The 25,083-nt window shown below is 67.7% G+C and carries 26 protein-coding genes; 11 read left to right on the top strand and 15 right to left on the bottom strand.

Going from position 1 to position 25,083, the window contains the following annotated elements; genetic code table 11:
- The first annotated feature begins 77 nt into the window (after window positions 1-77).
- The gene (locus tag SFB74_RS25780; RefSeq protein ID WP_432727195.1) at window positions 78-2,012 is read left to right on the top strand and encodes an AAA family ATPase; all 1,935 of its coding nucleotides are present in this window, start codon (window positions 78-80) and stop codon (window positions 2,010-2,012) included.
- A gap of 33 nt (window positions 2,013-2,045) precedes the next feature.
- On the opposite strand, the gene SFB74_RS25775 is transcribed toward SFB74_RS25780, so the two are convergent.
- On the bottom strand, window positions 2,046-2,936 hold the full coding sequence (locus SFB74_RS25775) for a LysR family transcriptional regulator (RefSeq protein ID WP_432727194.1): 891 nt from the start codon (window positions 2,934-2,936) through the stop codon (window positions 2,046-2,048).
- Window positions 2,937-3,049: 113 nt separating this feature from the next.
- Here SFB74_RS25775 and SFB74_RS25770 point away from each other — a divergent pair, with 113 nt between their 5' ends.
- On the top strand, window positions 3,050-4,558 hold the full coding sequence (locus SFB74_RS25770; RefSeq protein ID WP_432727193.1) for an MFS transporter: 1,509 nt from the start codon (window positions 3,050-3,052) through the stop codon (window positions 4,556-4,558).
- A gap of 4 nt (window positions 4,559-4,562) precedes the next feature.
- Here SFB74_RS25770 and SFB74_RS25765 read toward each other — a convergent pair whose 3' ends face one another.
- On the bottom strand, window positions 4,563-5,459 hold the full coding sequence (locus tag SFB74_RS25765) for a LysR substrate-binding domain-containing protein (protein ID WP_432727192.1): 897 nt from the start codon (window positions 5,457-5,459) through the stop codon (window positions 4,563-4,565).
- Window positions 5,460-5,584: 125 nt separating this feature from the next.
- On the opposite strand from SFB74_RS25765, the gene SFB74_RS25760 reads away from it, so the two are divergent.
- The 3 genes from SFB74_RS25760 to SFB74_RS25750 are packed head-to-tail and all read left to right on the top strand — an operon-like array spanning window position 5,585 to window position 7,543.
- Window positions 5,585-6,328 carry an SDR family oxidoreductase gene (locus SFB74_RS25760; RefSeq protein WP_432727191.1) on the top strand — a complete coding sequence of 248 codons (744 nt, stop codon included), beginning with the start codon at window positions 5,585-5,587 and terminating at the stop codon, window positions 6,326-6,328.
- 47 nt (window positions 6,329-6,375) lie between these two features.
- Window positions 6,376-7,272 (top strand): SDR family NAD(P)-dependent oxidoreductase, encoded by an 897-nt coding sequence (locus tag SFB74_RS25755; protein WP_432727190.1) that lies wholly within the window; start codon window positions 6,376-6,378, stop codon window positions 7,270-7,272.
- A gap of 46 nt (window positions 7,273-7,318) precedes the next feature.
- The gene (locus tag SFB74_RS25750) at window positions 7,319-7,543 is read left to right on the top strand and encodes a SlyX family protein (protein ID WP_093198017.1); all 225 of its coding nucleotides are present in this window, start codon (window positions 7,319-7,321) and stop codon (window positions 7,541-7,543) included.
- A 107-nt stretch (window positions 7,544-7,650) separates the two neighbouring features.
- On the opposite strand, the gene trhA is transcribed toward SFB74_RS25750, so the two are convergent.
- The 8 genes from trhA to cyoA are packed head-to-tail and all read right to left on the bottom strand — an operon-like array spanning window position 7,651 to window position 15,222.
- Window positions 7,651-8,349 (bottom strand): PAQR family membrane homeostasis protein TrhA, encoded by a 699-nt coding sequence (gene trhA, locus SFB74_RS25745; RefSeq protein WP_432727188.1) that lies wholly within the window; start codon window positions 8,347-8,349, stop codon window positions 7,651-7,653.
- Between the two features lie 40 nt (window positions 8,350-8,389).
- Window positions 8,390-8,941 (bottom strand): response regulator transcription factor, encoded by a 552-nt coding sequence (locus SFB74_RS25740; protein WP_093198012.1) that lies wholly within the window; start codon window positions 8,939-8,941, stop codon window positions 8,390-8,392.
- Window positions 8,922-10,376, bottom strand: a complete 1,455-nt coding sequence (locus SFB74_RS25735; protein WP_256228297.1) for an ATP-binding protein — start codon at window positions 10,374-10,376, stop codon at window positions 8,922-8,924. The genes SFB74_RS25740 and SFB74_RS25735 overlap by 20 nt, the downstream gene beginning before the upstream one ends.
- Window positions 10,330-11,130, bottom strand: a complete 801-nt coding sequence (locus SFB74_RS25730) for an SURF1 family protein (RefSeq protein WP_432727187.1) — start codon at window positions 11,128-11,130, stop codon at window positions 10,330-10,332. The genes SFB74_RS25735 and SFB74_RS25730 overlap by 47 nt, the downstream gene beginning before the upstream one ends.
- Entirely contained in the window at window positions 11,130-11,540 is a 411-nt protein-coding gene (gene cyoD / locus SFB74_RS25725; protein ID WP_432727186.1) for a cytochrome o ubiquinol oxidase subunit IV, read from the bottom strand. Before cyoD ends, SFB74_RS25730 begins: the two co-directional genes overlap by 1 nt.
- Complete coding sequence (gene cyoC, locus SFB74_RS25720; protein ID WP_432727185.1) at window positions 11,537-12,199, bottom strand: cytochrome o ubiquinol oxidase subunit III; 663 nt, start codon at window positions 12,197-12,199, stop codon at window positions 11,537-11,539. The genes cyoD and cyoC overlap by 4 nt, the downstream gene beginning before the upstream one ends.
- Window positions 12,192-14,195, bottom strand: a complete 2,004-nt coding sequence (cyoB, locus tag SFB74_RS25715) for a cytochrome o ubiquinol oxidase subunit I (RefSeq protein WP_432727184.1) — start codon at window positions 14,193-14,195, stop codon at window positions 12,192-12,194. The genes cyoC and cyoB overlap by 8 nt, the downstream gene beginning before the upstream one ends.
- Window position 14,196: 1 nt before the next feature.
- Complete coding sequence (gene cyoA / locus SFB74_RS25710; RefSeq protein ID WP_432727183.1) at window positions 14,197-15,222, bottom strand: ubiquinol oxidase subunit II; 1,026 nt, start codon at window positions 15,220-15,222, stop codon at window positions 14,197-14,199.
- A gap of 180 nt (window positions 15,223-15,402) precedes the next feature.
- Between cyoA and SFB74_RS25705 the strand changes: the two genes are divergently transcribed.
- From SFB74_RS25705 to SFB74_RS25695, 3 genes are all read left to right on the top strand, one after another.
- On the top strand, window positions 15,403-16,743 hold the full coding sequence (locus SFB74_RS25705) for an MFS transporter (RefSeq protein WP_432727182.1): 1,341 nt from the start codon (window positions 15,403-15,405) through the stop codon (window positions 16,741-16,743).
- 69 nt (window positions 16,744-16,812) lie between these two features.
- Window positions 16,813-17,505, top strand: coding sequence for an HAD family hydrolase (locus SFB74_RS25700; protein ID WP_432727180.1), 693 nt, complete (start codon window positions 16,813-16,815; stop codon window positions 17,503-17,505).
- The gene (locus tag SFB74_RS25695) at window positions 17,502-17,825 is read left to right on the top strand and encodes a hypothetical protein (protein ID WP_432727178.1); all 324 of its coding nucleotides are present in this window, start codon (window positions 17,502-17,504) and stop codon (window positions 17,823-17,825) included. Before SFB74_RS25700 ends, SFB74_RS25695 begins: the two co-directional genes overlap by 4 nt.
- Here the strand turns inward: SFB74_RS25695 and SFB74_RS25690 are convergent.
- From SFB74_RS25690 to SFB74_RS25670, 5 genes are all read right to left on the bottom strand, one after another.
- A complete protein-coding gene (locus SFB74_RS25690; protein ID WP_432727176.1) occupies window positions 17,768-18,769 on the bottom strand; it encodes an isopenicillin N synthase family dioxygenase in 1,002 nt (333 codons plus the stop codon). The two genes, SFB74_RS25695 and SFB74_RS25690, sit on opposite strands and share 58 nt — an antisense overlap.
- A complete protein-coding gene (locus SFB74_RS25685) occupies window positions 18,766-19,509 on the bottom strand; it encodes an amino acid ABC transporter ATP-binding protein (RefSeq protein ID WP_093197986.1) in 744 nt (247 codons plus the stop codon). Before SFB74_RS25685 ends, SFB74_RS25690 begins: the two co-directional genes overlap by 4 nt.
- Window positions 19,506-20,216 carry an amino acid ABC transporter permease gene (locus SFB74_RS25680; RefSeq protein ID WP_432727175.1) on the bottom strand — a complete coding sequence of 237 codons (711 nt, stop codon included), beginning with the start codon at window positions 20,214-20,216 and terminating at the stop codon, window positions 19,506-19,508. Before SFB74_RS25680 ends, SFB74_RS25685 begins: the two co-directional genes overlap by 4 nt.
- Window positions 20,217-20,228: 12 nt before the next feature.
- Window positions 20,229-20,924 (bottom strand): amino acid ABC transporter permease, encoded by a 696-nt coding sequence (locus SFB74_RS25675; protein ID WP_126471919.1) that lies wholly within the window; start codon window positions 20,922-20,924, stop codon window positions 20,229-20,231.
- A 90-nt stretch (window positions 20,925-21,014) separates the two neighbouring features.
- Window positions 21,015-21,845: an ABC transporter substrate-binding protein gene (locus SFB74_RS25670; RefSeq protein ID WP_432727174.1), complete on the bottom strand. Its 831-nt coding sequence runs from the start codon at window positions 21,843-21,845 to the stop codon at window positions 21,015-21,017.
- Between the two features lie 205 nt (window positions 21,846-22,050).
- On the opposite strand from SFB74_RS25670, the gene fabV reads away from it, so the two are divergent.
- From fabV to SFB74_RS25655, 3 genes are all read left to right on the top strand, one after another.
- On the top strand, window positions 22,051-23,247 hold the full coding sequence (gene fabV, locus SFB74_RS25665; RefSeq protein ID WP_432727173.1) for an enoyl-ACP reductase FabV: 1,197 nt from the start codon (window positions 22,051-22,053) through the stop codon (window positions 23,245-23,247).
- Between the two features lie 27 nt (window positions 23,248-23,274).
- On the top strand, window positions 23,275-23,694 hold the full coding sequence (locus SFB74_RS25660) for a group II truncated hemoglobin (RefSeq protein WP_301504331.1): 420 nt from the start codon (window positions 23,275-23,277) through the stop codon (window positions 23,692-23,694).
- Between the two features lie 155 nt (window positions 23,695-23,849).
- Window positions 23,850-25,073 (top strand): NAD(P)/FAD-dependent oxidoreductase, encoded by a 1,224-nt coding sequence (locus SFB74_RS25655; protein WP_432727172.1) that lies wholly within the window; start codon window positions 23,850-23,852, stop codon window positions 25,071-25,073.
- Window positions 25,074-25,083 lie beyond the last annotated feature (10 nt).

Genomic DNA, 25,083 nt, shown 5'->3' with positions numbered 1-25,083 from the left:
GCCTCGGGCCGGACGGGGCCGTGGAATGCAATACATTCCCCGGCCCCGTATTCATTTCAGAGAAGAGAAATTCCTGCATGCGCTTGGCGTCATTCCAGATCACCAACTTTCGCTCGATCAACGACAGCGGCCTCATCGACTCCACGCAGATCACGGCGATCCTCGGCCGGAATGACAGCGGCAAATCGAACCTGCTGCGTGCGCTCCACAGCCTGAACCCCGCCGAAGGCATTGCCGAACTCAGCCCCATCAAGGACTTTCCGCGCCATCGCCGCCTGGAAGAGTGCACTGGCGACACCCCCGTCGTCTTCACGCGCTGGAGCCTCGACGAGAGCGAGCAGGCCGAGCTGGCCGCGATCCTGCCGCGCGCGGCGGGCGTGCGCCACGTCACTGCGAGCCGGGGCTATGCCGCAAGCCGCTCGGCCGGCTTCGAAGGGCTTGGCGCCCTGTCGCTCGACGTGAGCGACACCAAGGCCAAGGTCCGCAAGATCGTGCCGGCCGTGAAGGCGGCCGCAGAGAAGGTCGCCGACGAAGCCGCGAAGGCCGCGCTCGAGCAGGAAACCGACGCCTTCGACGCCGCGATGATCATGAGCCCCGACTACATCAAGTGGTCGGCGGGCGCCATCAAGGCGGCCCAGGCCCTGCGCAAGGCGCTTGCCGTGTCGGGCGCCGAGCTCAGCGACAAGCAGGACCAGATGCTCGCCGAGCTGGAGGAAACCGCGCTTTCCATCGCCAACGACACGCCCGCGCTGGAGCGCGCGCAGGAATGGGTGATCGGCAAGCTGCCGCGTTTTGTCTACGTCGACGAATACCCGGCACTGCCCGGCCGCCAGAACATCGCCGAATACCTGGGGCGAGAGGGCTGGGGCCAGCTCACGCCCGAGCAGCAGAGCTTCGGCAAGCTGTGCAAGGTCGCGGGGCTCGACCTGCGGCAGCTGCAGGCCCTGCTCGACAAGAACGACCAGGCCACTCGCAACCAGCTCGTCAACCGCGCCGGCTCGGTGGTGACCGCCGAGATCCGCCGCCTGTGGAAGGACCGCGCGCTGAAGGTGCGCTTCAACCTCGACGGCCAGTACCTCGATACGCTGGTGTCCGACCCGAACGCCGCCTACGAGGTCGAGGTGAACCTCGAGGAGCGCAGCCGCGGCTTCCAGTGGTTCTTCTCGTTCTACGTCGCCTTCTTCGCCGACACCCGCGGCGGCAACGCGGAAGACGCAGTGCTGCTGCTCGACGAGCCCGGCCTTCACCTGCACCCCCATTCGCAGGCCGACCTGCTGGCGCACCTGGAGAAGGACTTCGGCAACCAGATCGTCTACACCACGCATTCGCCGTTCATGGTGCCCGCGCACCGGCTCGACGCGGTGCGCACGGCCAGCCTCGACGAAGTCGGCGGCACCACTGTGAGCAATGCCGCGGAGGGCGACGAGCGCACGCTGTTCCCGTTGAAGGCCGCGGTGGCGCTGAGCCGGATGGCGAGCGAGCCGGTGAAGCAGGACGTCTCCAAGCCCGTGGTGGCGACGCCGGAACCGGTGAAGCCCGCGCCCGCGAAGCCTGCGAAGTCGGCCAAGTCCGCCGAGGCGGCGGCCGTGATTCCGGCTCCCGCGAAGACCGAGGCTGCGAAGCCTGAACCCGTCAAGGCCGAACCTGCAAAGTCCGTTGTCGTGGAAAGCGCCAAGCCGATGGAAGCAGCGCCTGTCGCAGTGGCTGCGCCGGCACCAGCCATGCCCGTGCCCGAGCCGGCGAAGGTCGTCGCTCCTGCAAAGGCCGAGACAGTCAAGTCTGAGGCGGTGGAGCCAGTCGTCGTGGAAAGCGCAAAGCCTGCGGAAGCGGTGCCTGTTGCAGTCGCTGCACCGGCCGTCGCGCCTGCGGAAGTGCCGGCACCTGCGAGTCCCGAACCGGTGAAGCCGGTGGTCGCCGAGAGCGCCAAGCCCGTCGAGCCTGTCGCCGCAGTGCCGGTCGCCGTGGCTGCGGAGCCCGTCGAGGCTCCGGTGGCGCAGACCGAACCCGCCTGATCCCGCTGGCTCCTGTCGAGGGGCTGCCTTTGTTCAGAGGCAGCCTTCTTCCCTGAACATGTGCTCCCCCGCGAAATCCACGAACGCCCGCACCTTAGGCGACAGCTGCCGGCTCGACGGCCAAAGCGCCGAGAACTGGCCTTGCCGCACGAGGTGCGTGGCCAGCACGCGCTGCAGTTCGCCTCGGCAGAGCGAATCGCGTGCGAGGAAATCGGGCATGTAGGCCACGCCGAGGCCGGCCACGGCCGCGCCCAGCATGGCTTCCATGTTGTTGCACAGCAGGCCGGGCGGTAGTTGCGTAGGCAGGCCGGGCAGGTCCCAGTCCTCGATCTTTCCGCCGGTGACGAACTTGTAGCGCAGGCAGGTGTGCCGCGCGAGGTCGGCCGGCGTCTGCGGCACGCCGTGGCGCTCCAGGTAGGCCGGCGAGGCGACCAGCACGAAGCGGAACGGGCCGAGCCGGCGCGCCACCAGTTGTGAATCCACAAGGTCGCCGCTGCGGATCGCCACGTCGACGCCCTCGGCGATCACGTCGACCAGCCTGTCGTTGAAGTCGAGGTCGAGCTCGATCTCGGGGTAGCGCTCCCTGAAGGCCGGCAGGATCGGCAGCAGGAACCGGTAGCCGATGGTCGGCAGGCTCACGCGCAGGCGTCCGCGCGGAGCGGCAATGGCGTCCTGCATCATGGCCCGCGCGTCGTCCAGCTCGTCGAGGATGCGGCGGCAGCGCTCGTGGAAGAGGGCGCCTTCCTGCGTGAGCCGCATGTGCCGCGTGGTGCGGTTGAAGAGGCGCACGCCGAGCTGCTGCTCGAGCCGCGCGACGTTCTTGCCCACGGCCGAGGCCGAGATGCCGAGCTCCCGGCCGGCCTTGGCGAAGCTCGCGTGGTCGGCCGCTCGCACGAAGGATTCGAGTCCGCTGAAGCTGTCCATGGATTGGCAACCTTTGGTTGGGAGTGTGAGGAGCAATGGGGCAATTTTCATCGCATTGATTCCTTTCTATCTTCGTGCCTTCCTTTTTTACCTTCCGCGAAAGCACGCTCCCGATGTCCCCGTCTTTCTCCAGAAACTGGCTCCTGGCCGCCGTCTGCCTCGCGGCGCTGGGCATGCCGCTGAGCTTCACCGGCCCGGCGGTGGTGCTGCCCGCCGTCCGCGATGCGCTGGGCGGCAGCCCGGTGCAGCTCAACTGGGTGACCAACGCCTTCATGCTGAGCTTCGGTGCCACGCTGATGGCCGCCGGCGCGCTGGCCGATGCGTACGGGCGCAAGCGCGTCTTCCTGCTGGGGCTCGCGGTGGTGGCGCTCAGCGCCTCGCTGCTGACTCTGGCACCGGGCATCGTGGCCTTCGACCTGGCGCGCGCGCTGCAGGGGCTGGGCTCGGCGGCGGCCTTCGCGGCAGGCACGGCGGCGCTGGCGCAGGTGTTCGACGGCGCGGCGCGCACGCGGGCATTCAGCCTGATCGGCACCGCGTTCGGCGTGGGGCTGTCCTGCGGCTCCATCCTCTCGGGCTGGCTCGCGGAGAGTTTCGGCTGGCAGGCGGTGATGCTGAGCCCCGGCGCGGTCAGTCTCGTGGCGCTGTGCATCGCCGCGCTGTCGATGCACGAATCGCGCAACCCGCAGGCCATGGGGCTCGACGTGCCGGGCACGCTGAGCTTCACCGCCGCGCTGAGCTTGCTGACGCTGGGCGTGCTGCAGGCGCCCGACAGCGGCTGGGGCAGCCCGTGGGTGCTCGGCGCGCTGGCGGGCGCGGCGGCGATGGGCGTCGTCTTCGTCGCCATCGAGAGGCGCGTGGCGCATCCGATGCTCGACCTGTCGCTGTTCCGCTTTCCGCGCTTCGTGGGCGTGCAGCTGCTGGCCGCCGCGCCGGCCTATGGCTTCGTCGTGCTGCTGGTGCTGCTGCCGATCCGCTTCGTGGGGCTCGAAGGGCGCAGCGCGATCGAGGCGGGCGCCTTCATGTTCGCGCTCTCGGGGCCGATCCTCGTCGTGCCGACGCTGGCGGCATCGCTGGCGCACCGGTTCTCGGCGGGCGCGATCTCGGCCGTCGGGCTACTGGTCTGCGCTGCCGGGCTCTTCTGGCTCAGCCGCTGTGCGCCGGGCACGCCGCTCGCCGGAATGGTGTGGCCGCTGCTGCTGATCGGCGCCGGCATCGGACTGCCCTGGGGCCTGATGGACGGGCTGGCCGTGAGCGTGGTGCCGCGCGAGCGCGCGGGCATGGCCTCGGGCATCTTCAACACGGTGCGGGTGGCGGGGGAGGGCATTGCGCTGGCGCTGGTCGGCGCCGGGCTGACTGCGCTGGTGACGGCGCAGCTGGGCCATGCCGCTGCCGCATCGCAGGCGGCGCAGCGCATGACCACCGGGAACCTCTCGCAAGCACTGGCGCTGTTGCCCGGAATTGACCGCGCGGGGCTGCTGCATGCCTATGGCGCGGCGTTCGGCACGCTGCTGTACGTGCTGGCTGGCGTGACGGTGCTGACGGCAATCGTCGTGTTCGCCTTCCTGCGCGGCGAGACGCATGCCGAGGCCGGCGCCGTGGCGCTGGAGTCGACGGCCTGCTGATGCTTCAGGCCGCTTCGGCGGCCTCGAAGATGTCGCGCAGCCACTGCGTGAACACGCGCACGCGCGACGACAGCTGCCGGTTCTGCGCATAGAGCACCGAAACCGGCATCGGCGGCGGCGCGAACTCCGGCAGCAAAACCTTCAGCCGCCCGTCCGCCAGTTCGCCGGCCACGCGGTAGCGCGGCACCTGCACCAGCCCCAGGCCGGCGACGGCCGAGCCGGTGTACAGGTCGGCACCGGTCACCGAGACGATGCCGCCGAGCTGCACGCTCGTCACGCGTCCGTCGACAGTGAATTCGAGCGGCACCGCCTTGCCCGTGGCGCTGGAGATGTAGTGGATGGCGCGGTGCGATGCCAATTCCTCCGGGCTGCGAGGCTCGCCGTGCGCCGCCAGGTAGGCCGGGCTCGCGACCGTGACCTGCGGCAGCAGCGCCACGCGTCGCCCGACCATCGACGAATCCTGCAGCGTGCCCGCGCGCAGCACGCAGTCGACGCCTTCGCGCACAAGGTCCACCAGCCGGTCGTCCTCGCCGATGTGCAGTTCAAGGTCAGGGTAGCGAGCGAGGAAGTCCGGCAGCGCCGGCACCACGAAATGCCGCGCCAGCGTGCCCTGCAGGTTCACGCGCAGCAGGCCCTTGGGCGCGGCGTCGCGGAACAGGCCCTCGGCCTCTTCCACGTCGGCCAGCAGCCGCACGCAGCGGCGGTAGTAGGCCTCGCCGTCCTGCGTGAGGCGCACGGTGCGGGTGGTGCGCTCCAGCAGCCGGGTGCCGAGGCGCTGTTCGACGCGCTTGATGAGGTTGGTGACGGTCGCGCGGGGGATCTGCAGGTCTTCGGATGCCTGCGTGAAGCTCTGGCGCTCGGCGATGCGCACGAAGGCCTGCATTTCCTGGAAGCGGTCCATGGGCGGCGCCGGGTTCTATTGTTGAAGTAAATGGAATGGTAATGGCAAATGGCGGCTGATTATCTTTTGAATGGAACGATCGAAGATTCGCTTCACCAACCACCCACCACTGCAAAGGAACAGCCATGACCCACTCACCCCAACCCAAGGTCGCCATCGTCACCGGCGCATCGCGCGGCATCGGCGCCGCCGTTGCCCGGCGCCTCGCCGGGGACGGCTTCGCGGTCGCCGTCAACTATGCGTCGAGCCCGGCGCAGGCCGAGGCCCTCGTGGCCGAACTCCAGGCCGCTGGCGGCAGGGCCGTCGCCGTCAAGGCCGACGTGGCCAGCGCCGGCGAAGTGCGTGCCATGTTCGACGCCGTCGAGGCGCAGCTCGGCAAGGTCGACGTGCTGGTCAACAACGCCGGCGTGCTCAAGACCCTGCCGCTGGCCGAGCACACCGACGCGCTCTACGACCAGACCTTCGACATCAACGTGCGCGGCACCTTCAACACGCTGCGCGAGGCCGCCGGTCGCCTCAACGAGGGCGGGCGCATCGTCAACTTCTCGAGCACGGTGCTCGCGCTGAACATGCCGGGCTATGCGATCTACAACGCCACCAAGGCGGCGGTCGAGTCCTTCACGCACGTGTTCGCCAAGGAACTGCGCGGCCGCAACATCACGGTGAACGCGGTGGCGCCGGGGCCGATCGCCACGGCGCTCTTCCTCGAGGGCAAGACCGAGGAGCAGATCCAGAACTTCGCGAAGGCGCCGCCGCTGCAGCGCCTGGGCCAGCCCGAGGACATCGCCTCGGTGGTCTCCTTCCTCGCCGGGCCCGACGCAGGCTGGGTCAACGGCCAGATCCTGCGCGCCAACGGCGGCCTGGCCTGACGGGCGGCGAGCTTTCATCCCAAACGAACCAGACGGAGAAATCACTCATGCAAAAGCAGATCGTCCTTGTCACCGGTGCGGGCACCGGCATCGGCAGGCTCAGTGCGCAATCGCTGGCCGAGGCCGGACACGTCGTCTACGCGTCGATGCGCGACATCGCGGGCCGCAATGCCGGCCGCGCCGCCGAACTGCGCGCGCTGGCCGCGGCGAAGAACATCCAGCTGCATCCGCTCGAACTCGACGTGCTCTCGCAGGAATCGGCCGATGCGGCCGCCGCGACCATCGTGCGGGAGCAGGGCCACATTGACGTCGTGATGCAGAACGCCGGCCACCTGGTGGTCGGGCCCACGGAGGCCTTCACGCCCGAGGAAATCGTGAAGGTGTTCGACACCAACGTGCTCGGCGCGCAACGCGTGAACCGCGCGGTGCTGCCGTACCTGCGGGCCCAGGAGTCGGGGCTGATGCTGTGGATCAGCAGCACCACCACCAAGGGCGGCTTCCCGCCGTTCATGGGCCCCTACGGCGCGGCCAAGGCGGCAATGGATTCGCTGGCCGCCACGCTGGCCTACGAGATCGCGCGCTTCGGCATCGAGACTTCCATCGTCGTGCCGGGCGCCTTCACCAAAGGCACCGACCACTTCCCGAGCGCGGGCAAGCCGGTCGATGCTGCGACCGCCGCTGCCTACGGCCGCTACGACGGCCTGATGGACCAGATCGGCGCGCGCCTCTCGGCGCTGACGCCCGACAACGCCGACCCGCAGGCCGTGGCCGACGAGATCGTGCGCATCGTGGGCCTGCCGGCCGGCACGCGGCCGATGCGTTCGCTGATCGACTTCGTGGGCGACGGCGCGGCCGAGGTGTTCGAGGTGTCGGAGCGCGTGCGCATCGAGTTCGCAAGGCGCATCGGCATGGCCGACCTGCTCGAGGCGAAAGTGCGCCGCTAAGCAAGGCGTCACAAAGAGCGGGGCGGTCTTCCTGTCCAATAGCGGCATGGAAAACCCGCCCCACGACATCACCGAACGCGTGACCGAGCTCGAGATCAAGTCGAGCTACGCCGAAGACCTGCTCGACCAGCTGAACATGACGATCTACCGCCAGCAGCAGCAGATCGACCGGCTGATCCTGCAGGTCACGCAGCTGAAGGAGCAAATGCAGAGCTCAGGCCAGGATGGCGCTGCACGCAATCCACGCGACGAACTCCCTCCGCATTATTGATACTCCCCCAGGCTTTGCGCACTTCGTGTCGCTGCGCCAAACCCCTCGCCGGGGGCAACACCGATGGCCCGGCAAAGCCGGTTCCATGGCGTTCCTGGAATGAGCGGTCAGCCGTGCGCGTGCCAGAGCACGGCGAAGAAGTGGCAGGTGCTGCCGGCGAGCACGAACAGGTGCCACACCGAGTGTGCAAAGCGCACCTTGTTGTCGAACAGGAACACCACCGCGCCGGCCGTATAGAAGAGCCCGCCGGCCACCAGCCAGCCAAGTCCCGCCGCCGACATGCGCTCGTACAGCGGCACGGCGGCCATCAGCGCCATCCAGCCCATCGCCACGTACAGGCCGGTTGACCACAGCGGATGCTGCAGCCGGTTGAACAGCTTGGCGCTCACGCCCAGCGCTGCGGCCGCGCAGATGGCGCCGAACAGCGTCCAGCCCAGCGGGCCGCGCAGCACGCCGAATAGAAAGGGCATGTAGCTGCCCGCGATGAAGAGGTAGATGGCCGCGTGGTCCAGCCGGTTGAACCAGGCCTTGGCACGGCCGATGGGCAGCGCGTGGTAGAGCGTGGAGATCAGGTACAGCACGATGGCCGTGCCCGCGAACAGGCTGGCGCCGACCACGCCCGCGGCCTGGCCCTTCTGGGCCGCGCTATAGACCAGGATGGGCAGCGAGGCGATGGCCAGCGCGAGGCCCAGGCCGTGGCTCAGGGCATTGAAGAGCTCTTCCATCGCCGTCTGGTCGCGCGCCGCGAGGACGGAGGATTTGCTGTGTTGCGAAGCTCGTGTCTGCAGGGAAGAGTTGGAGGTCATCGGCAATCCGTGCGCAAGCGCGTGTGGTTTGAAGATCGGTCTACTTGACCTGCTGCTTGCCCAGCTTGCGCGCCAGCGTGCGCCGGTGCATGCCGAGCCTGCGCGCGGTCTCCGAGATGTTGAAGCCGGTCTCGGCCAGCGTCTCGTGAATGCGCTCCCATTCGAGCGTCTTGATGGAAGTGGAGCGGTTGGTCAGCTCGACCTCGGTGGTGCCGGTGGCGCGGCCGAAGGCGGCCTCGATGTCGTCGGTGTTCGAGGGCTTGGCCAGATAGTGGCAGGCGCCGAGCTTGATGGCTTCCACCGCGGTGGCGATGCTGGCGAAGCCGGTGAGCACCACGATCAGCATCTTCGGGTTGTGCCGGTGCAGCATCTGCACGCAGGCCAGGCCCGAGGCCTCGCCGTTGAGCTTGAGGTCGACCACTGCGTAGCCTGGCGTGGCGGTTGCCAGCAGGGCCTCGACCTCGGCGAGGTTGCTCGCGTGCGTCACGCCGTAGCCGCGGCGCTCGAAGGAGCGGCCGAGCGCGCGCGCGAAGGCGCCGTCGTCCTCGACGATCAGCAGCTGGCGCTGCTCTTCAGCTCCGGTTTCGCTCATTGCCTTCCATTCCGATGGTCCTGCTGGCGGCGATGGCTTCGGCATCGGCCTCGTCATCGTCCACTTCCGAATCTTCTTCCTCGAGCACGATGGCCGCGAGCGGCAGCGTGATCTTCACGATGGCGCCGCCTTCAGGCCGGTTGGCCGCGGCGACGCGACCGCCCACGGTACGCGCCACGTTCACCACCAGGAACAGCCCCAGCCCGCCGCCCGCGCGGCCCTTGCTCGACTGGTAGGGTTTGCCGAACTCCTTGAGGATGGCCGGCAGGAAGCCCGGGCCCGCGTCGGTGACGGTGATCGTCAGCGCGTCGGCGTCGTGCGCCGCCTCGAGGCGCAGCCAGTGCGGCGACGCCTCCAGCGCATTGTCGAGCACGTTGCAGATCATCTGCTTGAGGGCCGAGTCGGAAACCATGGGCAGGTCGCGGCCGAAGCGGTTGTCGTACTCGAAGTCTTCCACCGGGCGCGTGGTGCGCCACTCCTCGACCAGGTCGTCGAGGAAGGTGCTGACGGTGGTTTCCTCCGACGATTCGCCGCGCGCCTCGCCGGCCGACAGCAGGATGCCGCTCACGATGCTCTTGCAGCGCTGGATCTGCAGCTCCATCTCGGCCACCTCGGTCAGCAGTTCCGGGTCGGAGCTGAAGTGCGGCAGCCGGCGCCAGTCGCCCAGGATCACCGCCAGCGTGGCCAGCGGCGTGCCCAGCTCGTGCGCCGCGCCCGAGGCCAGCAGGCCCATGCGCACGATGTGTTCTTCTTCCGAGGCGCGCTGGCGCAGGTCGGCCAGCCGCGCGTCGCGCGCACGCAGGTTGCGGCTGATGCGGGTGATGAAGATGACGAGCAGGGCGGCGTTCAGCGCGAAGCACACCAGCATGCCCTGGATGTAGGGGCTCCACAGGCCGCGGTCGTGGTCAAGCGGCAGCGCGAGCGGGCGCGAGAACAGCGCCAGTCCGGCGAAGCAGATGCTGGTGATGACGACCATGGTCCAGGTCGACCAGGCCTTCAGCAGCACCGCGCCCAGCGTCACCTGCAGCAGGAAGAGAAACACGAAAGGGTTGGTCGCGCCGCCGCTCAGGTAGAGCTGCGCCGTGAGCGTGGCCACGTCGACCAGCAGCGCGAGGAACAGTTCGCCGTTGGTCACGCGCCGGTGGCTGCGCGAGCGCAGCAGGCTCACCATGTTGAAGAGGGCGAGGCAGGCCAGCACCTGCAGCATGTGGTCCAGCGGCAGCCGGATCTCGAAGCCGTAGTGCACCACCAGGATGGTGGCGACCTGCCCGACCACCGCGAACCAGCGCAGCTGTATCAGCTGCTGCATGTTCTGGTGGCCGATGGCGTTGTCCAGGCTCGCGACGCCGGCGCGGGGCGGGTGCAGCTCGCCCGCGACCGCGGCGGACTCAGCCGTCGCGGCGGGCATCTTGGTCGGCGGGGCGGGCGTCGGCATGGGCCGCATTTTCGCTGCGCCGCACGAACCAGGCCGCGATCAGCACCATGAGGGCCAGGCCATACCAGGTCAGGGCGTAGACGAGGTGGCTGTTGGGAAAGGAAATGACCGTCAGGCCGCCGGCGGGCCAGGCGGGGGTGTCGGTGGCATTCGCAGGGGCCGGCGCGGCCTCCGCATCGACGAAGTAGGGCGCCACGTCGGCCAGGCCGCGTGCGGCGGCGATGGCCTGCACGTCGCGCGAGAACCAGCGGTCGCCGGCCGGATCGTTCTTGCGCAGGAAGCCGCCCTTGGGCTCGGTCAGGCGCAGCAGGCCGGCCACGGTGGTCTCGCCCTGGGGCTCAGTGGCGGCGCGCGCCTCGCGCTTCTGCGCTTCAGGCGGCACGAAGCCGCGGTTGACGAGCACCACGGTGCCGTCGGCGCTGCTGCGCAGCGGGGTCAGCACCCAGAAGCCGGCGCCCAGCCTGGTGCTGGCCTGCACCAGCGTTTCTTTGTCGTGGAGGAAGGTGCCGGCAAGGCGGACATGCCGGTATTCGTCGTTGGCCGCATTGACCATGGGCCATTCGGTTCGCCCGGGGGCCGTGGCGGCCGGGGCGTGCACGCGCTGGTCGACGCGTGCGATGAGATCGAGCTTCCAGGCCCTGCGCTCGACCTGCCAGGTGCCGAGCGCGACGAAGCCGGCGAAGGCGAGGACTGCGCAGACCGCCAGCGCCACCCGTGCGGCGGTGGAGCGCTGGCGGACGGCCTGCTCCGCCATCAGGGCATGTTCTTCATGTCGTGCATCGAGTGCGGCATCATGTTGGTGTTCATGTGGTACATGACCCACAGCGAACCGGCCAGCGTGATGACCACGAGCACGAGCGTGAAGATCAGCGCCAGCATGTTCCAGCCGCCTTCGGACTTGGCGTCCATGTGCAGGAAGTAAACCATGTGCACCACGATCTGCACCACGGCGAAGGCCAGGATGACGAGCGCGGTGGTGCCGGGCTTGTCGAAGACCTTGCCCATCACGAGCCAGAACGGAATGGCGGTGAGGATCACGGCCAGCACGAAGCCGGTCATGTAGCCCTTGAAGGTGCTGTGGCTCACCGGGCCGTCGTCGTGACCGTGCCCGTGATCGTCGTGGCCATGTGCGCCGTGGCCGGCGGTTTCGGTGTGCGCGCTCATTGCAGCGATCCCATCAGATACACGAAGGTGAAGACGCCGATCCAGACCACGTCCAGGAAGTGCCAGAACATCGACAGGCACATCAGGCGGCGGCGGTTGGCGGCGGTGAAGCCGTGCTTGGGCAGCTGGATCATCAGCACGATGAGCCAGACGATGCCGAAGGTCACGTGCAGGCCGTGGGTGCCCACCAGCGCGAAGAACGACGACAGGAAGGCGCTGCGCTGCGGGCCCGCGCCTTCGTGGATCAGGTGCGCGAATTCATACAGCTCCAGGCCGATGAAGCCCGCGCCCAGCAGGCCGGTGATGGCCAGCCAGACCAGCACGCCGCCCATGCGGCGCTGCTGCATCTGCAGCATGGCGAAGCCGTAGGTGATGGACGACAGCAGCAGCAGCGAGGTGTTGATCGCCACCAGCGGCAGGTCGAACAGGTCGGCGCCCGAGGGGCCGGCCGCGTAGCTGCGGCCCAGCACGCCGTACACCGCGAACAGGCAGGCGAAGATGAGGCAGTCGCTCATCAGGTAGAGCCAGAAGCCCAGCAGCGTGCCGTTCTCGGGGTGGTGGTCTTCGTTGCGGACGTTGAACACCTCGAAGGTGGGCACGCTCGCGGCGTTGCCCACGGTGTTCGTGTGGCTGGAGTTGAGGGCGGTACTGTTAGACATTGGCAGCCAGCAGGCGCGTGCGCGCTTCTTCGGTACGGACGACTTCTTCCGCGGGGATGTGGTAGTCGCGCTTGTAGTTGAAGGTGTGGATGATCGTGGCGGCGAGCATGGCGACGAAGCCGATGCCGGCCACCAGCCACATCTGCCAGATCAGCGCGAAGCCGCACACCGCTGCCAGCGCGGCGATGATGAAGCCGGCGGCCGTGTTCTTGGGCATGTGGATCGGGCTGAAGCCTTCCAGCGGACGCTGGTAGCCACGGGCCTTCATGTCGGACCAGGCGTCGTTGTCATGCACGCGCGGCGTGAACGCGAAGTTGTAGGCCGGCGGCGGCGACGAGGTCGCCCATTCCAGCGTGCGGCCGTTCCACGGGTCGCCCGTGGTGTCGCGCAGCTGGTCGCGGCGGATGAAGCTCACCACCAGCTGGATCAGGAACGAGGCGATGCCCAGCGCGATCAGCACGGCGCCGAAGGCGGCGACCTGGAACCAGATCTGCAGCGACATGTCCTGGAAGTGGCTCATGCGGCGGGTGACGCCCATCAGGCCCAGGATGTACAGCGGCATGAAGGCGAACCAGAAGCCGACGATCCAGAACCAGAACGAGCACTTGCCCCAGAACGGGTCGAGCTTGTAGCCGAAGGCCTTCGGGAACCAGTAGGTGATGCCCGCCAGCATGCCGAACAGCACGCCGCCGATGATCACGTTGTGGAAGTGGGCGATCAGGAACAGGCTGTTGTGCAGCACGAAGTCGGCCGGGGGAACGGCCAGCAGCACGCCGGTCATGCCGCCGATCACGAAGGTGATCATGAAGCCGATGGTCCACATCATGGGCAGCTCGAAACGGATGCGGCCGCGGTACATGGTGAAGAGCCAGTTGAAGATCTTCGCCCCTGTCGGGATGGAGATGATCATCGTCGTGATGCCGAAGAACGAGTTCACGCTGGCGCCGGAGCCCATGGTGAAGAAGTGGTGCAGCCAGACGAGGTACGACAGGATGGTGATCACGACCGTGGCGTACACCATCGAGGCGTAGCCGAAGAGGCGCTTGCCGGAGAAGGTGGAGACCACTTCCGAGAAGATGCCGAAGGCCGGCAGGATCAGGATGTACACCTCGGGGTGGCCCCAGATCCAGATCAGGTTCACGTACATCATGGCGTTGCCGCCGAGGTCGTTCGTGAAGAAGTTGGTGCCTGCGTAGCGGTCGAGCGACAGCAGGGCCAGCACGGCGGTCAGCACCGGGAAGGCGGCGACGATCAGCACGTTGGTGCACAGGGCGGTCCAGGTGAAGACGGGCATCTTCATCATGGTCATGCCGGGTGCGCGCATCTTCACGATGGTGGCCAGCAGGTTCACGCCGGATAGCAATGTGCCCACCCCCGCAATCTGCAACGACCATATGTAGTAGTCGACCCCCACGTCGGGGCTGAAGAGGATGCCCGACAGCGGCGGATAGGCCAGCCAGCCGGTCTTGGCGAATTCACCGACGAACAGCGACGCCATCACGAGGCCGGCGCCGAAGGTGGTCATCCAGAAGCTGAAGTTGTTCAGGAACGGGAAGGCCACGTCGCGCGCGCCGATCTGCAGCGGCACCACGAAGTTCATGAGGCCCGTGACCAGCGGCATCGCCACGAAGAAGATCATGATCACGCCGTGGGCGGTGAAGATCTGGTCGTAGTGGTGAGGCGGCAGGAAGCCCGCGTTGTCGCCGAAGGCGATGGCCTGCTGGGCACGCATCATGAGCGCATCGGCGAAGCCGCGAAGCAGCATCACCAGGCCCAGGATGATGTACATGATGCCGATCTTCTTGTGGTCGATGCTGGTGATCCAGTCGCGCCACAGGGTGCCCCACAGCTTGAAGTAGGTCAGTGCGCCCAGGACGGCCAGGCCGCCCAGGATCACGCCGGCGAAGGTCACGAGCAGGATCGGCTCGTGCAGGGGAATCGCCTCCCAGGAGAGGCGGCCGAAGACGAGCTTCGTCAGGTCAAGGTTCTGCAACATCTTATTCTTCGGTGGTGCACATCGCGGTGACGTACTTGCGCTTGGGCGTATCGAGGGAGTCGATGTCCCATGCCTGCTTGGTGGCGACGTTGAAGGCGCCGGGCTTGCCCATGCCGCCGCTGGCGTCGATGGCCATCATTTCCTTCATGCACATCTTGTTGCGGTCCACGCACTGGTTGAGGATCGCGTCGTACAGGTCGGAGGCAACGGTGGGGTAGTGGCGCACGGGCTCGCGCTCGCTCGGCACTTCGAGCTTCTTGTAGAGGTCGCGCGAGAGTTCGCCGTCCTTGCCGGTCTTGACCTTCTGCACCCACTGGTCGAAGCCTTCGTTGCTCAGGCCGTGGAACTTGAAGCGCATGCCCGAGAAGCCCGCGCCGCTGTAGTTGGCGGAGAAGCCTTCGAACTCGCCCGGCTTGTTGATGACGGCGTGCAGCTTGGTCTCCATGCCCGGCATGGCATAGATCTGGCCGGCCAGCGCGGGGATGAAGAAGGAGTTCATGACCGAGGAGGCCGTGATCTTGAAGGTGATCGGGCGGTCGACCGGGGCGGCCAGCTCGTTCACCGTGGCGATGCCCTGCTCGGGGTAGATGAAGAGCCACTTCCAGTCGAGGGCCACCACTTCCACCGTCAGCGGCTTGGTTTCCGCCGGGATCGGGCGCTGGGCGTCGAGGCGGCGCAGCGGCTGGTAGGGGTCGAGCACGTGGGTGCTGATCCAGGTGATGGCGCCCAGCGCGATGATGATGAGCAGCGGAGCCGCCCAGATCGCCAGCTCGAGCTGGGTGGAGTGGTCCCAGTCGGGGCTGTAGGTGGCCTCCTTGTTCGACTGGCGATAGCGCCAGGCAAAGAAGATGGTCAGGCCGATCACCGGAATGATGATGATCAGCATCAGCACGGTGGAGACGACGATGAGGCGTCCCTGCTGATGGGCGATGTCGCCGGAGGGGTTCATCAGCACCGTGTTGCAGCCCGCCAGGAGCATGGCGGAGAGCAGCAGGAGCGCTCGGCGAAGGTTCTTGAGGATGTGCATGCCGGGGGAAAAGAGGTGCAGGGGCGACGCAAAAAGACCCCACAATCTACGCCCGATGACGGGTTTCGCCTATTGGACGTTTTGTCCTATGGCGGTAAATGTGATTCGGTGCGACGCTCTGGGGTCTCCCATGGTCTTATGGTGTCGCGCCGCGGCGTTACACCTGAATTACAGCAAGCAATGACGACGTCCAGCATCATTTCGCAAGGCGCACAGCCGCTGCCGAACCCTGCCGACCACGGCGGCGCCCGGCAGGGCGACGACCACTCGCACATCGCCCCCGGCGAGATCGCGGTCGGTGTGGTCATCGGCCGCGCCTCCGAATATTTCGACTTCTTCGTCTACGGCATCGCCTCGGTGCTGGTGTTCCCGGCGGTCTTCTTCCCGTTCGAGCAGCACCTCGAGGGCGTTCTCTACTCGTTCCTGATCTTCTCCTTCGCCTTCATCGCGCGTCCGTTCGGAACTGTCATCTCCATGATGATCCAGCGACGTTTCGGGCGGGAAGCCAAGCTGACGCTGGCGCTCTTCGTGCTGGGTACCTCCACCGCCGGCATCGCCTTCCTGCCGGGCTATTCGAGCCTGGGCTTCACGGCCATCGTGCTGCTGTCGGTGTTCCGTTTCGGCCAGGGTCTGGCGCTGGGCGGCTCGTGGGACGGCCTGCCGTCGCTGCTGGCGCTGAACGCGCCCGCCAACCGCCGCGGCTGGTACGCCATGCTGGGCCAGCTGGGTGCCCCCATCGGCTTCTTCATCGCCAGCGCGCTGTTCGCCTACCTGTATTCCAGCCTGCCCTCTGAAGACTTCCTCGACTGGGGCTGGCGTTACAGCTTCTACGTGGCCTTCGCGATCAACGTGGTGGCGCTCTTCGCCCGCCTGCGCCTCGTGGCCACCGACGAGTACTCGCGCCTGCTCGAAGAGCGCGAACTGGAACCCACCAGCGTGAGCGAGCTGGTCAGCTCCCAGGGCAGCAACATCCTGATCGGCGCATTCGCCGCGCTGGCCAGTTACGCGCTGTTCCACCTGATCACGGTGTTCCCGCTGTCGTGGATCACGCTGTATTCCGACCAGTCGGTCACCGAGTTCCTGGTGATCCAGATGATCGGCGCGGCCTTCGGCGCCGCCGGCATCGTGGCCTCGGGCCTGCTGGCCGACCGCATCGGCCGCCGCTTCACGCTGGGCGGCCTGGCCGCGGTGATCGCCGCCTTCAGCGGCTTCGCCCCCACGCTGCTCGACGGCGGCCGCATCGGCCAGGACATCTTCATCCTGCTGGGCTTCGTGATCCTGGGCCTGTCGTACGGCCAGGCGGCCGGCGCGGTGACCTCCAATTTCGCGCCCAAGTACCGCTACGTCGGTGCGGCGCTCACGGCCGACGTGGCCTGGCTGATCGGCGCGGCCTTCGCCCCGCTGGTGGCCCTTGGCCTCTCGGCCCACTTCGGCCTGGCCTACGTCAGCGTCTACCTGCTGTCGGGCGCGATCGCCACGCTGGCGGCGCTGGGGCTCAACCGGGCGCTGGCGCGGGACTGAAGTCTCTTCGCACAGGAAAGAAAAAGGGGCCGCTCAGGCCCCTTTTTCGTTTTTCATTAGGATGCCCCGATGTTCGCCGCTGCAATCTTCGACATGGACGGGCTGCTGATCGATTCGGAGCGCCCCATCATGGCCGCCTGGATCGACGTCGCCCGCACGCTCGGCATCGAGCTTTCGCACAGCCAGTACCTGCAGGTGGTGGGGCTGTCCACGGCGGAGTCCGAAATCGTCCTTGCCTCGCTGCTGGGTGGATCGGCTGCCTACAGCCACGCGGTAGGCCTCGTGCGCCAGCGCCTGCAGCTGGAGCGCTCCGACGGTACGCCGCTGTTCCCGATCAAGCCCGGCGCAACCGAGATCCTGGCGGCGCTGCGCGAACGCGGCACGCGCTGCGCCGTGGCCTCTTCGTCGACCAGCGTGCAGATCCAGTCCTGCCTCGGCAGCCTCGGCGTGCTGGATCACTTCTCGGCCTTCGCGGGCGGCGACGAGGTTCTGCGCGCCAAGCCCGATCCGGCGCTCTACCTGCTCGCGGCCGAACGGCTCGGCGTGGACCCGGCCGAATGCATCGCCTTCGAGGACAGCGAGAACGGCGCCAAGGCGGCGCTGGCGGCGGGCCTGAGGGTGGTGGTCGTGCCCGATCTCAAGCATCCGCCCGAATCCATCGTCGAGCGGGCCTTCCATGTGCTCGATTCGCTGCACGACGCGCTGGCGCACCTGCCGCGCTGGTTTCCTCTGCAGCCGGCACGCAACGCGCAATCCGCATGATCAAGATCGGCACGCTCTGCCACGTGGTCGACAGCTGCCTGGCGTCGCCCTTCACCGAGCGTGCCGTGGGCCGGATCGTGGAGGTGGTCTCCGCGCCCTACGAGGCGCCCAGCGAGCGCTACCTGCCCGGCACCTACTACGACGTGCTGTTCGAGGGCTGGACCTTCTACTGCCGCAGCGACAAGCTCGTGCCCATTTCCGACCCCGACGCCGAGATCGAGCGCTGGGAAGACGCCTTCCTCGACGAGCCGGTGCCGGCCGTTCAGAGCACTTCGTCGCGCAACTGCGGAAAAACCTTCGACACCTTCGCGAGCAGGTAGTCGCCGTAGCGCCCGCTGAAGGCGTGCACGTTGGCGCGGTCCCAGCGCTCGGCGCTGTCGTCTCGTGCCTCCGCGCCCGCCAGCCCCTCGATGCGCTGCACGCGCGCCTCGAAGTTCGGATCGAAGAACAGGGGAAACGACAGCCGGTCGTGCCCCGAGGTGTTGCGCTTCACGCGGTGCGGCGTCGACTTGTAGAGCCCGCCGGTCATGCGGTCGAGCATGTCGCCGATGTTGCAGACGAAGGAGCCCGCCACTGGCGGAGCGTCGATCCATCCATCGGGCGTGTGCACCGCGAGGCCGCCGATGTGATCCTGGTGCAGGATCGTCAGCAGCCCGTAGTCGGTGTGCTCGCCCACGCCCCACTGCACGTCGAGGCCTTCGGGCACCGGCTGCGACGGGTAGTTGAAGAGGCGGAAAAGGATCAGCGGGTCGGCCGTGTAGCGCGCGGCGAAGTAGTCCGCCTCCAGGCCGAGGCTCAGCGCGATGCCTTCCATCAGGCGATGGCCGAGCTGCGTGACGGCCGCCATGTACTCGAGGATGGTCTCGCGAAAGCCCGGCACGTCGGGAAACAGGTTGGGCCCGTGCACCGGCGTCTTCGCCTGCACCAGCGGATGCGTGGCGGGCAGCTCGGTGCCGAGATACAGGCCTTCCTTCCAGTCGGGCCGGCCCGAGGTCAGCTCGCCGCCCAGCGGGAAGAAGCCGCGCCAGGCGCGACCGCCGAGGGCCATGCGCCACTGCATCTTGGTTTCCTCGGGCAGATCGAAGAAGCGGTGGCTCAGGTCTTCGAGCCGTTTCACCAGCGCCGCGTCGACGCCGTGGCCGGTCACGTAGAAGAAGCCGTGTGCGCGGCAGGCGGCGCCGATCTGCGCGGCGACGGCAGCGCGTGCGGCGGTGCCCGCGACGAGCGCGGAAACGTCGATGAGGGGGAGGGATGAGTCGGTCATGCGTCTCTCGCGAAAGGCGATCGGATGTCGGCCAGGAACTGCTGCGCGCGCGGATGCTGCGGCCGGTTGAAGAAGTCGTCGGGCGTGGCGCGCTCCAGCACCTTGCCTTCGTCCATGAAGAGCACGCGGTCGGCCACCTCGCGCGCGAAGCCCATCTCGTGCGTGACGCACACCATGGTCATGCCGTCGCGCGTGAGGTCGCGCATCACCAGCAGCACCTCGCCGACCATCTCGGGGTCGAGCGCGCTGGTGGGTTCGTCGAACAGCATCAGCGGCGGCTGCATCGCGAGCGCGCGTGCGATCGCCACGCGCTGCTGCTGGCCGCCCGACAGCTCGCCCGGCCATGCGTTGGCCTTGTTCGACAGGCCCACGCGGTTCAGCAGCGCCATCGCGCGCTCGTCGGCCTGCTTGCGCGTGAGGCCGCGCAGCTGCATCGGCGCCATCGTGCAGTTCTGCAGCACCGTGAGATGCGGGAACAGGTTGAACTGCTGGAACACGAAGCCGATGCGCGAGCGGAATTCGTTCACGTCCAGGCCCGGCGCATGGATGTCCTGGCCGTTCACCACGATGCGGCCCGACTGGATCGGCTCCAGCCGGTTGAAGGTGCGGATCAGCGTCGACTTGCCCGAGCCCGAGGGCCCGCACACGACGACGACCTCACCCTTGTGGATGGTCTCGGTCACGTCGACCAGCGCGTGGTAACTGCCGTACCACTTGTTGACTTTTTCGAGTTCGATCATGCGGACACCTTGGGTGCGACGGTGGACATGCCGCGGCGCGCGAGCCGGCGTTCGAGCCAGTAGGCGAAGCGCGAAAGTCCGAAGCACAGGATGAAGTACGTGCCGCCCAGGATCAGGTAGATCTGCGCGGGCTTGGTGAACACCTGCGTGTTGATCTGCGTCGCGATGAACGACACCTCGGCCAGCCCGATGATGTAGCCCAGCGAGGTCTCCTTGATGGTCGAGACGAACTGGTTCACCAGCGAGGGCAGCATGCTGCGCAGCGCCTGCGGCAGCACCACGAGGCGCATCGCGGCGCCGTAGCCCAGGCCCAGCGCGCGGGCGGTTTCCATCTGCCCGCGCGGCAGGCCCTGGATGCCGGCGCGCACGATCTCGGCGAGGTAGGCGGCATCGAAGATCACCAGCGCGATCAGCATGGTGGTGAACTGGTCGGTCTTCACTCCGGTGACGCTGGGCAGGAAGAAGTAGGCCCAGAAGATCACCATCAGCAGCGGCAGCCCGCGCACCACGAACACGAAGCCCGTGACCGGCCAGCGCAGCCAGCGCCACGGGCTCACCCGAGCGAGCCCGAGCACGATGCCCAGCGGCAGCGCCAGCACCAGCCCGCAGGAGGCCAGCAGCAGCGTGAGCACCAGCCCGCCGAGCGGGCCGTTCGGATACTGCCCGATGAGGAAGTAGACCCAGTAGTCGTTGATGATCTGCAACATCGCGTCGGGCCTTTAGATGGTCCGCACCGGATAGCGGTGGTGGTACCAGGTCGCCAGCCCGGTGATGGCGAGCGACACCGTGAGGTACGCCGCGCTCGCGAACGCGAAGGACTCGAAGCTGCGGAAGGTCGCGCTCTCGACCTGGCCGGCCTGGTACATCAGCTCGGCCACGCCGATCACGGTGGCGATGGAGGTGTTCTTCCACAGGCTCAATGTCTGCGAGATGAGCGGCGGGATGGTCACGCGCAGCGCCTGCGGCAGCACCACGCGGCGCATGGTGGCGAGGTAGCTGAAGCCCATCGCGCGGCCGGCCTCGAACTGCACGGTGGGAATCGCGCGGATGCCGCTGCGAATGTCTTCCGCCATGAAGGCCGCCGTGTACAGCGCGAGCGCGATGATGGCGCTGTAGGCCTCGATGTGCCCCGCGTAGAGCCACTGCTTGATGTCCTCCGGCAGCAGCTCGGGCGCGCCGAAGTACCAGAAGAGCATGTGCGCGAGCAGCGGGATGTTGCGGATCGACTCCACGTACGCGAAGCCGAGCCAGCGCAGCGGCGCGAAGGGCGACAGCCGCAGCAGCGCCACCACCAGCGCGATGGGCAGCGCCAGCACCAGCGAGGCCACGAGCAGCTGCAGCGACAACAGCAGGCCCGCGACAAGCATGTCGTGGTACTTGCCGGTCAGCAGCAAGGAATAGTCGAACAGGGGCATGGGGGGCGACAGTATCACCGCCGCGAGGAGCGGAGGCCGGCAGCCTCCGTCCCGGCCTTCCCCCGGCGGGGGAAGGAGGAAGCCAGGGGATCAGTCGATCTTGTCGCTGTCGAGCTTGAAGTCGCGCGACTGGAAGCCCGAGGCCGTGTTCGGGCCGTACCACTTGATGAAGATCTTCTCGGCGTCGCCCGACTTCTCGAGCTCGCGCAGCGTGTCGTCCACCACCGCCTTCAGGCCGCTCTCGCCCTTCTTGATGCCGATGGCCAGCGCCTCGGTGCTCAGGTTCTGCTTGAGCACCACGTACTGCGCCTTCTGCGGGCCCAGCTTGGCGTAGCTGCGCAGCAGCGCGGCCTCGTCGTCCACGTAGCCCACGCCCTTGCCCTGCTGCAGGGCCTGGAAGGCCTGCTGGCTCGTGTCGAAGGTCACGACCTCGACGTTGGGCACGGCCTTGCGGATGTTCGGCTCCTGCGTGCCGCCGCGGATGGTCAGCACCTTCTTGCTGGCGAGCTGCGGTACTTCGGAGATGCCGCTGTCCTTCTTCACGATGGCCTTCTGGCCCGTCACGAAGGTGGTGAGCGAGAAGTCGATCTGCGCCTCGCGCTCCTTGTTGTGCGTGAGGCCGGCGGCCACCAGGTCCACGTGGCCCTGCTGCAGCTCGGGAATGCGCGCGGCCACGGCGATCTGCTTGAGCACCGGCTTCACGCCGATCTTCTTCGCGATGGCGTTCACCAGGTCCACTTCGTAGCCGACGATCTGGCGGGTCTTGGGGTCGACGAAGGTCGCGGGCTCGTCCGTGCCGAGCACGCCGACGACCAGTTCGCCCTTCTTCTTGATGTCGGCCAGCTGGTCCGCGTGGGCGGCGGTGCCGAGCAGGAAAGTGGAAGCGGCGAGGGCCGCGGCTGCAATCAGGTTCATGCGCATGTTCTTCTCCTTGGTGGAAAGCAGAGGGGCGAGACCATATCAATAAAACCCCTGATTATTAAATCGTCAATCGACATATGCATATGGTTAAGCTGAAGGCCGCTTTTTCGGGCTGGGTTAAATTCGCGGCGCAAAAAACGCGCTTCGGGCGCCTTTCTCCCGGTCCTTTTCGCCTCCCTCCAGCATCTCTTCGAGCGAGATCCTCATGATCATCAAACCCCGCGTGCGCGGCTTCATCTGCGTCACCACCCATCCCGCCGGCTGCGAAGCCAACGTCCGCCAGCAGATCGAATACGTCAAGGCCAGGCCCGCCATCGAAGGCGGCCCGAAGAAGGTGCTGGTGATCGGCGCATCGACCGGCTACGGCCTCGCCGCGCGCATCACGGCCGCCTTCGGCTGCGGCGCCGACACGCTGGGCGTGTTCATGGAGCGCGCCGGCACCGAGACCAAGCCCGGCTCGCCCGGCTGGTACAACACCGCCGCCTTCGAGCGGGCGGCGCACGCCGAGGGCCGCTATGCGAAGAGCATCAACGGCGACGGTTTCTCCGACGCGATGAAGCAGCAGGTCATCGACACCATCCGCGCCGACCTGGGGCAGGTCGACCTCGTCGTCTACAGCCTGGCCGCGCCGCGGCGCACGCATCCGAAGACCGGCGAGGTCTTCAACTCGGTGCTCAAGCCCGTGGGCAAGGCGGTGACCTTGCGCGGCCTCGACACCGACAGCGGGACCGTGAAGGAATCGGTGCTCGAGCCCGCCACGCAGGAGGAAATCGACAACACCGTGGCCGTGATGGGCGGCGAAGACTGGCAGATGTGGATCGACGCGCTGCAGCAGGCCGGCGTGCTGGCCGACGGCGCCAAGACCACGGCCTTCACCTACCTGGGCGAGAAGATCACGCACGACATCTACTGGAACGGCTCCATCGGCGAGGCCAAGAAGGACCTCGACCAGAAGGTGCTGGGCATCCGCGCGCAGCTCGCGGCCAAGGGCGGCGACGCGCGCGTGTCGGTGCTCAAGGCGGTGGTCACGCAGGCCAGCTCGGCGATTCCGATGATGCCTCTGTACCTGTCGCTGCTCTTCAAGGTGATGAAGGAAGAGGGTACGCACGAGGGCTGCATCGAGCAGGTGCACGGGCTCTACGCCGAAAGCCTCTACGGCGGCACGCCGCACATCGACGAGGAAGGCCGCCTGCGCGCCGACTACAAGGAGCTGGCGCCGCAGGTACAGTCGCGCGTGCTGGAGCTCTGGCCGCAGGTGACCGACGCCAACCTCGGCGAGCTCACCGATTTCGCCGGCTACAAGACCGAGTTCCTGCGCCTTTTCGGCTTCACGGTGGAGGGCGTGGACTACGAGGCCGACGTGAACCCCGATGTGGGCATTCCGGGCCTCGTGCAGCTCTAGCAGGCCCCTGAGGGGATACTCCCGCCCATGCAGATTCAAGAAAAGCCGCCCGCCGGCACGCCGTTCGACTGGATCGGCGGCGAGGCGAAGGTGGAAGCGCTGGTCGAGCGCTTCTACGACCTGATGGACCTCGAGCCCGCCTACGCGCAATTGCGCGCGGTGCACGGCACCAGCCTCGACAACGCGCGCCAGCGCCTGTTCTGGTTCCTCTGCGGCTGGCTGGGCGGGCCGCAGCACTACACCGACCGCTTCGGCCACCCGATGCTGCGCGCGCGCCACCTGCCGCAGAGCATCGGCGGCCACACCATCGGCATCAAGGAACGCGACCAGTGGCTGGCCTGCATGGACCAGGCGATGGGCGAGACGGGTGTGCCTGAGGATTTGCGTGCGAGGCTGCGTGACTCCTTCTTCAAGACCGCCGACTGGATGCGCAACCGCGGTGAATAAGGCTCGTCCCCCAGGCTGCGCGCACTTCGTGTCGCTGCGCCAACCCCCTGCCGGGGGGCAACACCTGCGGCCCGGCAAAGCCGGTTCCGCGGTGTTCCGCGAACAGGGCGGGACCGTCAGCGAACTGAATAGACATTGACTCGAAGGACCTTTCCATGAATTCCATCGTCATCATCGGCGGCGGCCACGCCGCGGCCCAGCTCTGCGCCGGCCTCGCTGAAGCCGGACAGGGCGCGCGCGTGCACCTGGTCTGCGAGGAGGCCTGTGAGCCGTATCACCGGCCGCCGCTTTCCAAGGCCTTCCTGAAGAGCGCGGAAGAGACGACGCAGCCGCACAAGGCCGCCGACTGGTATCGCGAAGCCGGCATCACGCTGCACCTGGGCGATGCGGCCGTGGCCATCGACCGCGAGGCGCACACCGTCACGCTGCGTTCGGGCGCGATCCTGCCGTGGGAGCAGCTGGTGCTGGCCACCGGCACGCGCGCGCGCCAGATGCCCGACCTGAAGCCCGGCCTGGAGAACGTCGCCAGCCTGCGCGCGGCCGACGAGGCGCATCGCCTGCGCACGCGGCTCGCAGCGGCGGAGAAGGTGACGGTGCTCGGCGGCGGCTTCATCGGGCTCGAAGTGGCGGCCACCGCCAAGGCGCTCGGCAAGACGGTGCAGGTCATCGAGAGCGCGCCGCGCCTGCTGGGGCGCGCCGTGTCGCCCGAGCTGTCGGCGCATGTGCTGGCCACGCATCGCGCGTCGGGCATCGACATCGTGCTCGGCGCGCAGACCGGCGCGTTCGAGGTCGAGGGCGATCGCCTGGTGTCGCTGCAGGTCAACGGCGAGAAGCAGCCGGTCGACCTGCTGCTGCTGGGCATCGGCGCCGTGCCCGAGACCGCGCTCGCGCAGGCGGCCGGCATCGAGTGCGCGGACGGTATCGTGGTCGACGGCCACATGCAGACCAGCGCGGCCGGCGTGCTCGCGGTGGGCGACTGCACGCGCTTTCCTGATCGCCGCGCGGGCCGCGCGCTGCGGCTCGAATCGGTGCAGAACGCCAACGACCAGGCGCGCACGGCCGTTGCCACGCTGACCGGCGAGGCGCGCGCGCACGACGCGGTCGCGTGGTTCTGGTCCGACCAGGGCGGCATGCGCCTGCAGATGGTGGGCCTGATGCCGGCCGAAGGCACGCCGGGCCTGAGCAGCGTGCGACGCGCGGGTCCGAAGCCCGAAGCGTTCTCGCTCTTCCACTACGTCGATGGCCAGCTCGTGTGCGTGGAATCGGTGAACGCGCCGGTCGATCACATGATGAGCCGCAAGTTGCTCGAGGCGGGCCGCAGCCCCGATGCGGCGGCGGTGGCGGATGCGTCCGTGCCCCTGAAGAACCACCTCTCTTAATCTTTCGTTA

The organism is Variovorax xiamenensis (genome assembly GCF_050916385.1).
Classification (GTDB): Bacteria; Pseudomonadota; Gammaproteobacteria; order Burkholderiales; family Burkholderiaceae_C; genus Variovorax.
Note: the sequence above shows the minus strand (reverse complement) of the source record. Positions and strands in the feature narration are given on the sequence as shown.

What these genes read in the sequence shown, in the direction of transcription:
- SFB74_RS25655 (WP_432727172.1), top strand. Translation starts at nt 23,850, where the DNA reads ATGAATTCCATCGTCATCATCGGCGGCGGCCACGCCGCGGCCCAGCTC.
- SFB74_RS25770 (WP_432727193.1), top strand. Translation starts at nt 3,050, where the DNA reads ATGTCCCCGTCTTTCTCCAGAAACTGGCTCCTGGCCGCCGTCTGCCTC.
- cyoD (WP_432727186.1), bottom strand. Translation starts at nt 11,540, where the DNA reads ATGAGCGCGCACACCGAAACCGCCGGCCACGGCGCACATGGCCACGAC.
- SFB74_RS25705 (WP_432727182.1), top strand. Translation starts at nt 15,403, where the DNA reads ATGACGACGTCCAGCATCATTTCGCAAGGCGCACAGCCGCTGCCGAAC.
- SFB74_RS25750 (WP_093198017.1), top strand. Translation starts at nt 7,319, where the DNA reads ATGGAAAACCCGCCCCACGACATCACCGAACGCGTGACCGAGCTCGAG.
- SFB74_RS25780 (WP_432727195.1), top strand. Translation starts at nt 78, where the DNA reads ATGCGCTTGGCGTCATTCCAGATCACCAACTTTCGCTCGATCAACGAC.
- SFB74_RS25700 (WP_432727180.1), top strand. Translation starts at nt 16,813, where the DNA reads ATGTTCGCCGCTGCAATCTTCGACATGGACGGGCTGCTGATCGATTCG.
- SFB74_RS25755 (WP_432727190.1), top strand. Translation starts at nt 6,376, where the DNA reads ATGCAAAAGCAGATCGTCCTTGTCACCGGTGCGGGCACCGGCATCGGC.
- SFB74_RS25775 (WP_432727194.1), bottom strand. Translation starts at nt 2,936, where the DNA reads ATGGACAGCTTCAGCGGACTCGAATCCTTCGTGCGAGCGGCCGACCAC.
- cyoA (WP_432727183.1), bottom strand. Translation starts at nt 15,222, where the DNA reads ATGCACATCCTCAAGAACCTTCGCCGAGCGCTCCTGCTGCTCTCCGCC.
- SFB74_RS25760 (WP_432727191.1), top strand. Translation starts at nt 5,585, where the DNA reads ATGACCCACTCACCCCAACCCAAGGTCGCCATCGTCACCGGCGCATCG.
- fabV (WP_432727173.1), top strand. Translation starts at nt 22,051, where the DNA reads ATGATCATCAAACCCCGCGTGCGCGGCTTCATCTGCGTCACCACCCAT.
- SFB74_RS25685 (WP_093197986.1), bottom strand. Translation starts at nt 19,509, where the DNA reads ATGATCGAACTCGAAAAAGTCAACAAGTGGTACGGCAGTTACCACGCG.
- SFB74_RS25765 (WP_432727192.1), bottom strand. Translation starts at nt 5,459, where the DNA reads ATGGACCGCTTCCAGGAAATGCAGGCCTTCGTGCGCATCGCCGAGCGC.
- SFB74_RS25670 (WP_432727174.1), bottom strand. Translation starts at nt 21,845, where the DNA reads ATGCGCATGAACCTGATTGCAGCCGCGGCCCTCGCCGCTTCCACTTTC.
- SFB74_RS25660 (WP_301504331.1), top strand. Translation starts at nt 23,275, where the DNA reads ATGCAGATTCAAGAAAAGCCGCCCGCCGGCACGCCGTTCGACTGGATC.
- SFB74_RS25730 (WP_432727187.1), bottom strand. Translation starts at nt 11,130, where the DNA reads ATGGCGGAGCAGGCCGTCCGCCAGCGCTCCACCGCCGCACGGGTGGCG.
- SFB74_RS25695 (WP_432727178.1), top strand. Translation starts at nt 17,502, where the DNA reads ATGATCAAGATCGGCACGCTCTGCCACGTGGTCGACAGCTGCCTGGCG.
- SFB74_RS25690 (WP_432727176.1), bottom strand. Translation starts at nt 18,769, where the DNA reads ATGACCGACTCATCCCTCCCCCTCATCGACGTTTCCGCGCTCGTCGCG.
- cyoB (WP_432727184.1), bottom strand. Translation starts at nt 14,195, where the DNA reads ATGTTGCAGAACCTTGACCTGACGAAGCTCGTCTTCGGCCGCCTCTCC.
- SFB74_RS25680 (WP_432727175.1), bottom strand. Translation starts at nt 20,216, where the DNA reads ATGTTGCAGATCATCAACGACTACTGGGTCTACTTCCTCATCGGGCAG.
- SFB74_RS25740 (WP_093198012.1), bottom strand. Translation starts at nt 8,941, where the DNA reads ATGAGCGAAACCGGAGCTGAAGAGCAGCGCCAGCTGCTGATCGTCGAG.
- SFB74_RS25735 (WP_256228297.1), bottom strand. Translation starts at nt 10,376, where the DNA reads ATGCCGACGCCCGCCCCGCCGACCAAGATGCCCGCCGCGACGGCTGAG.
- cyoC (WP_432727185.1), bottom strand. Translation starts at nt 12,199, where the DNA reads ATGTCTAACAGTACCGCCCTCAACTCCAGCCACACGAACACCGTGGGC.
- trhA (WP_432727188.1), bottom strand. Translation starts at nt 8,349, where the DNA reads ATGACCTCCAACTCTTCCCTGCAGACACGAGCTTCGCAACACAGCAAA.
- SFB74_RS25675 (WP_126471919.1), bottom strand. Translation starts at nt 20,924, where the DNA reads ATGCCCCTGTTCGACTATTCCTTGCTGCTGACCGGCAAGTACCACGAC.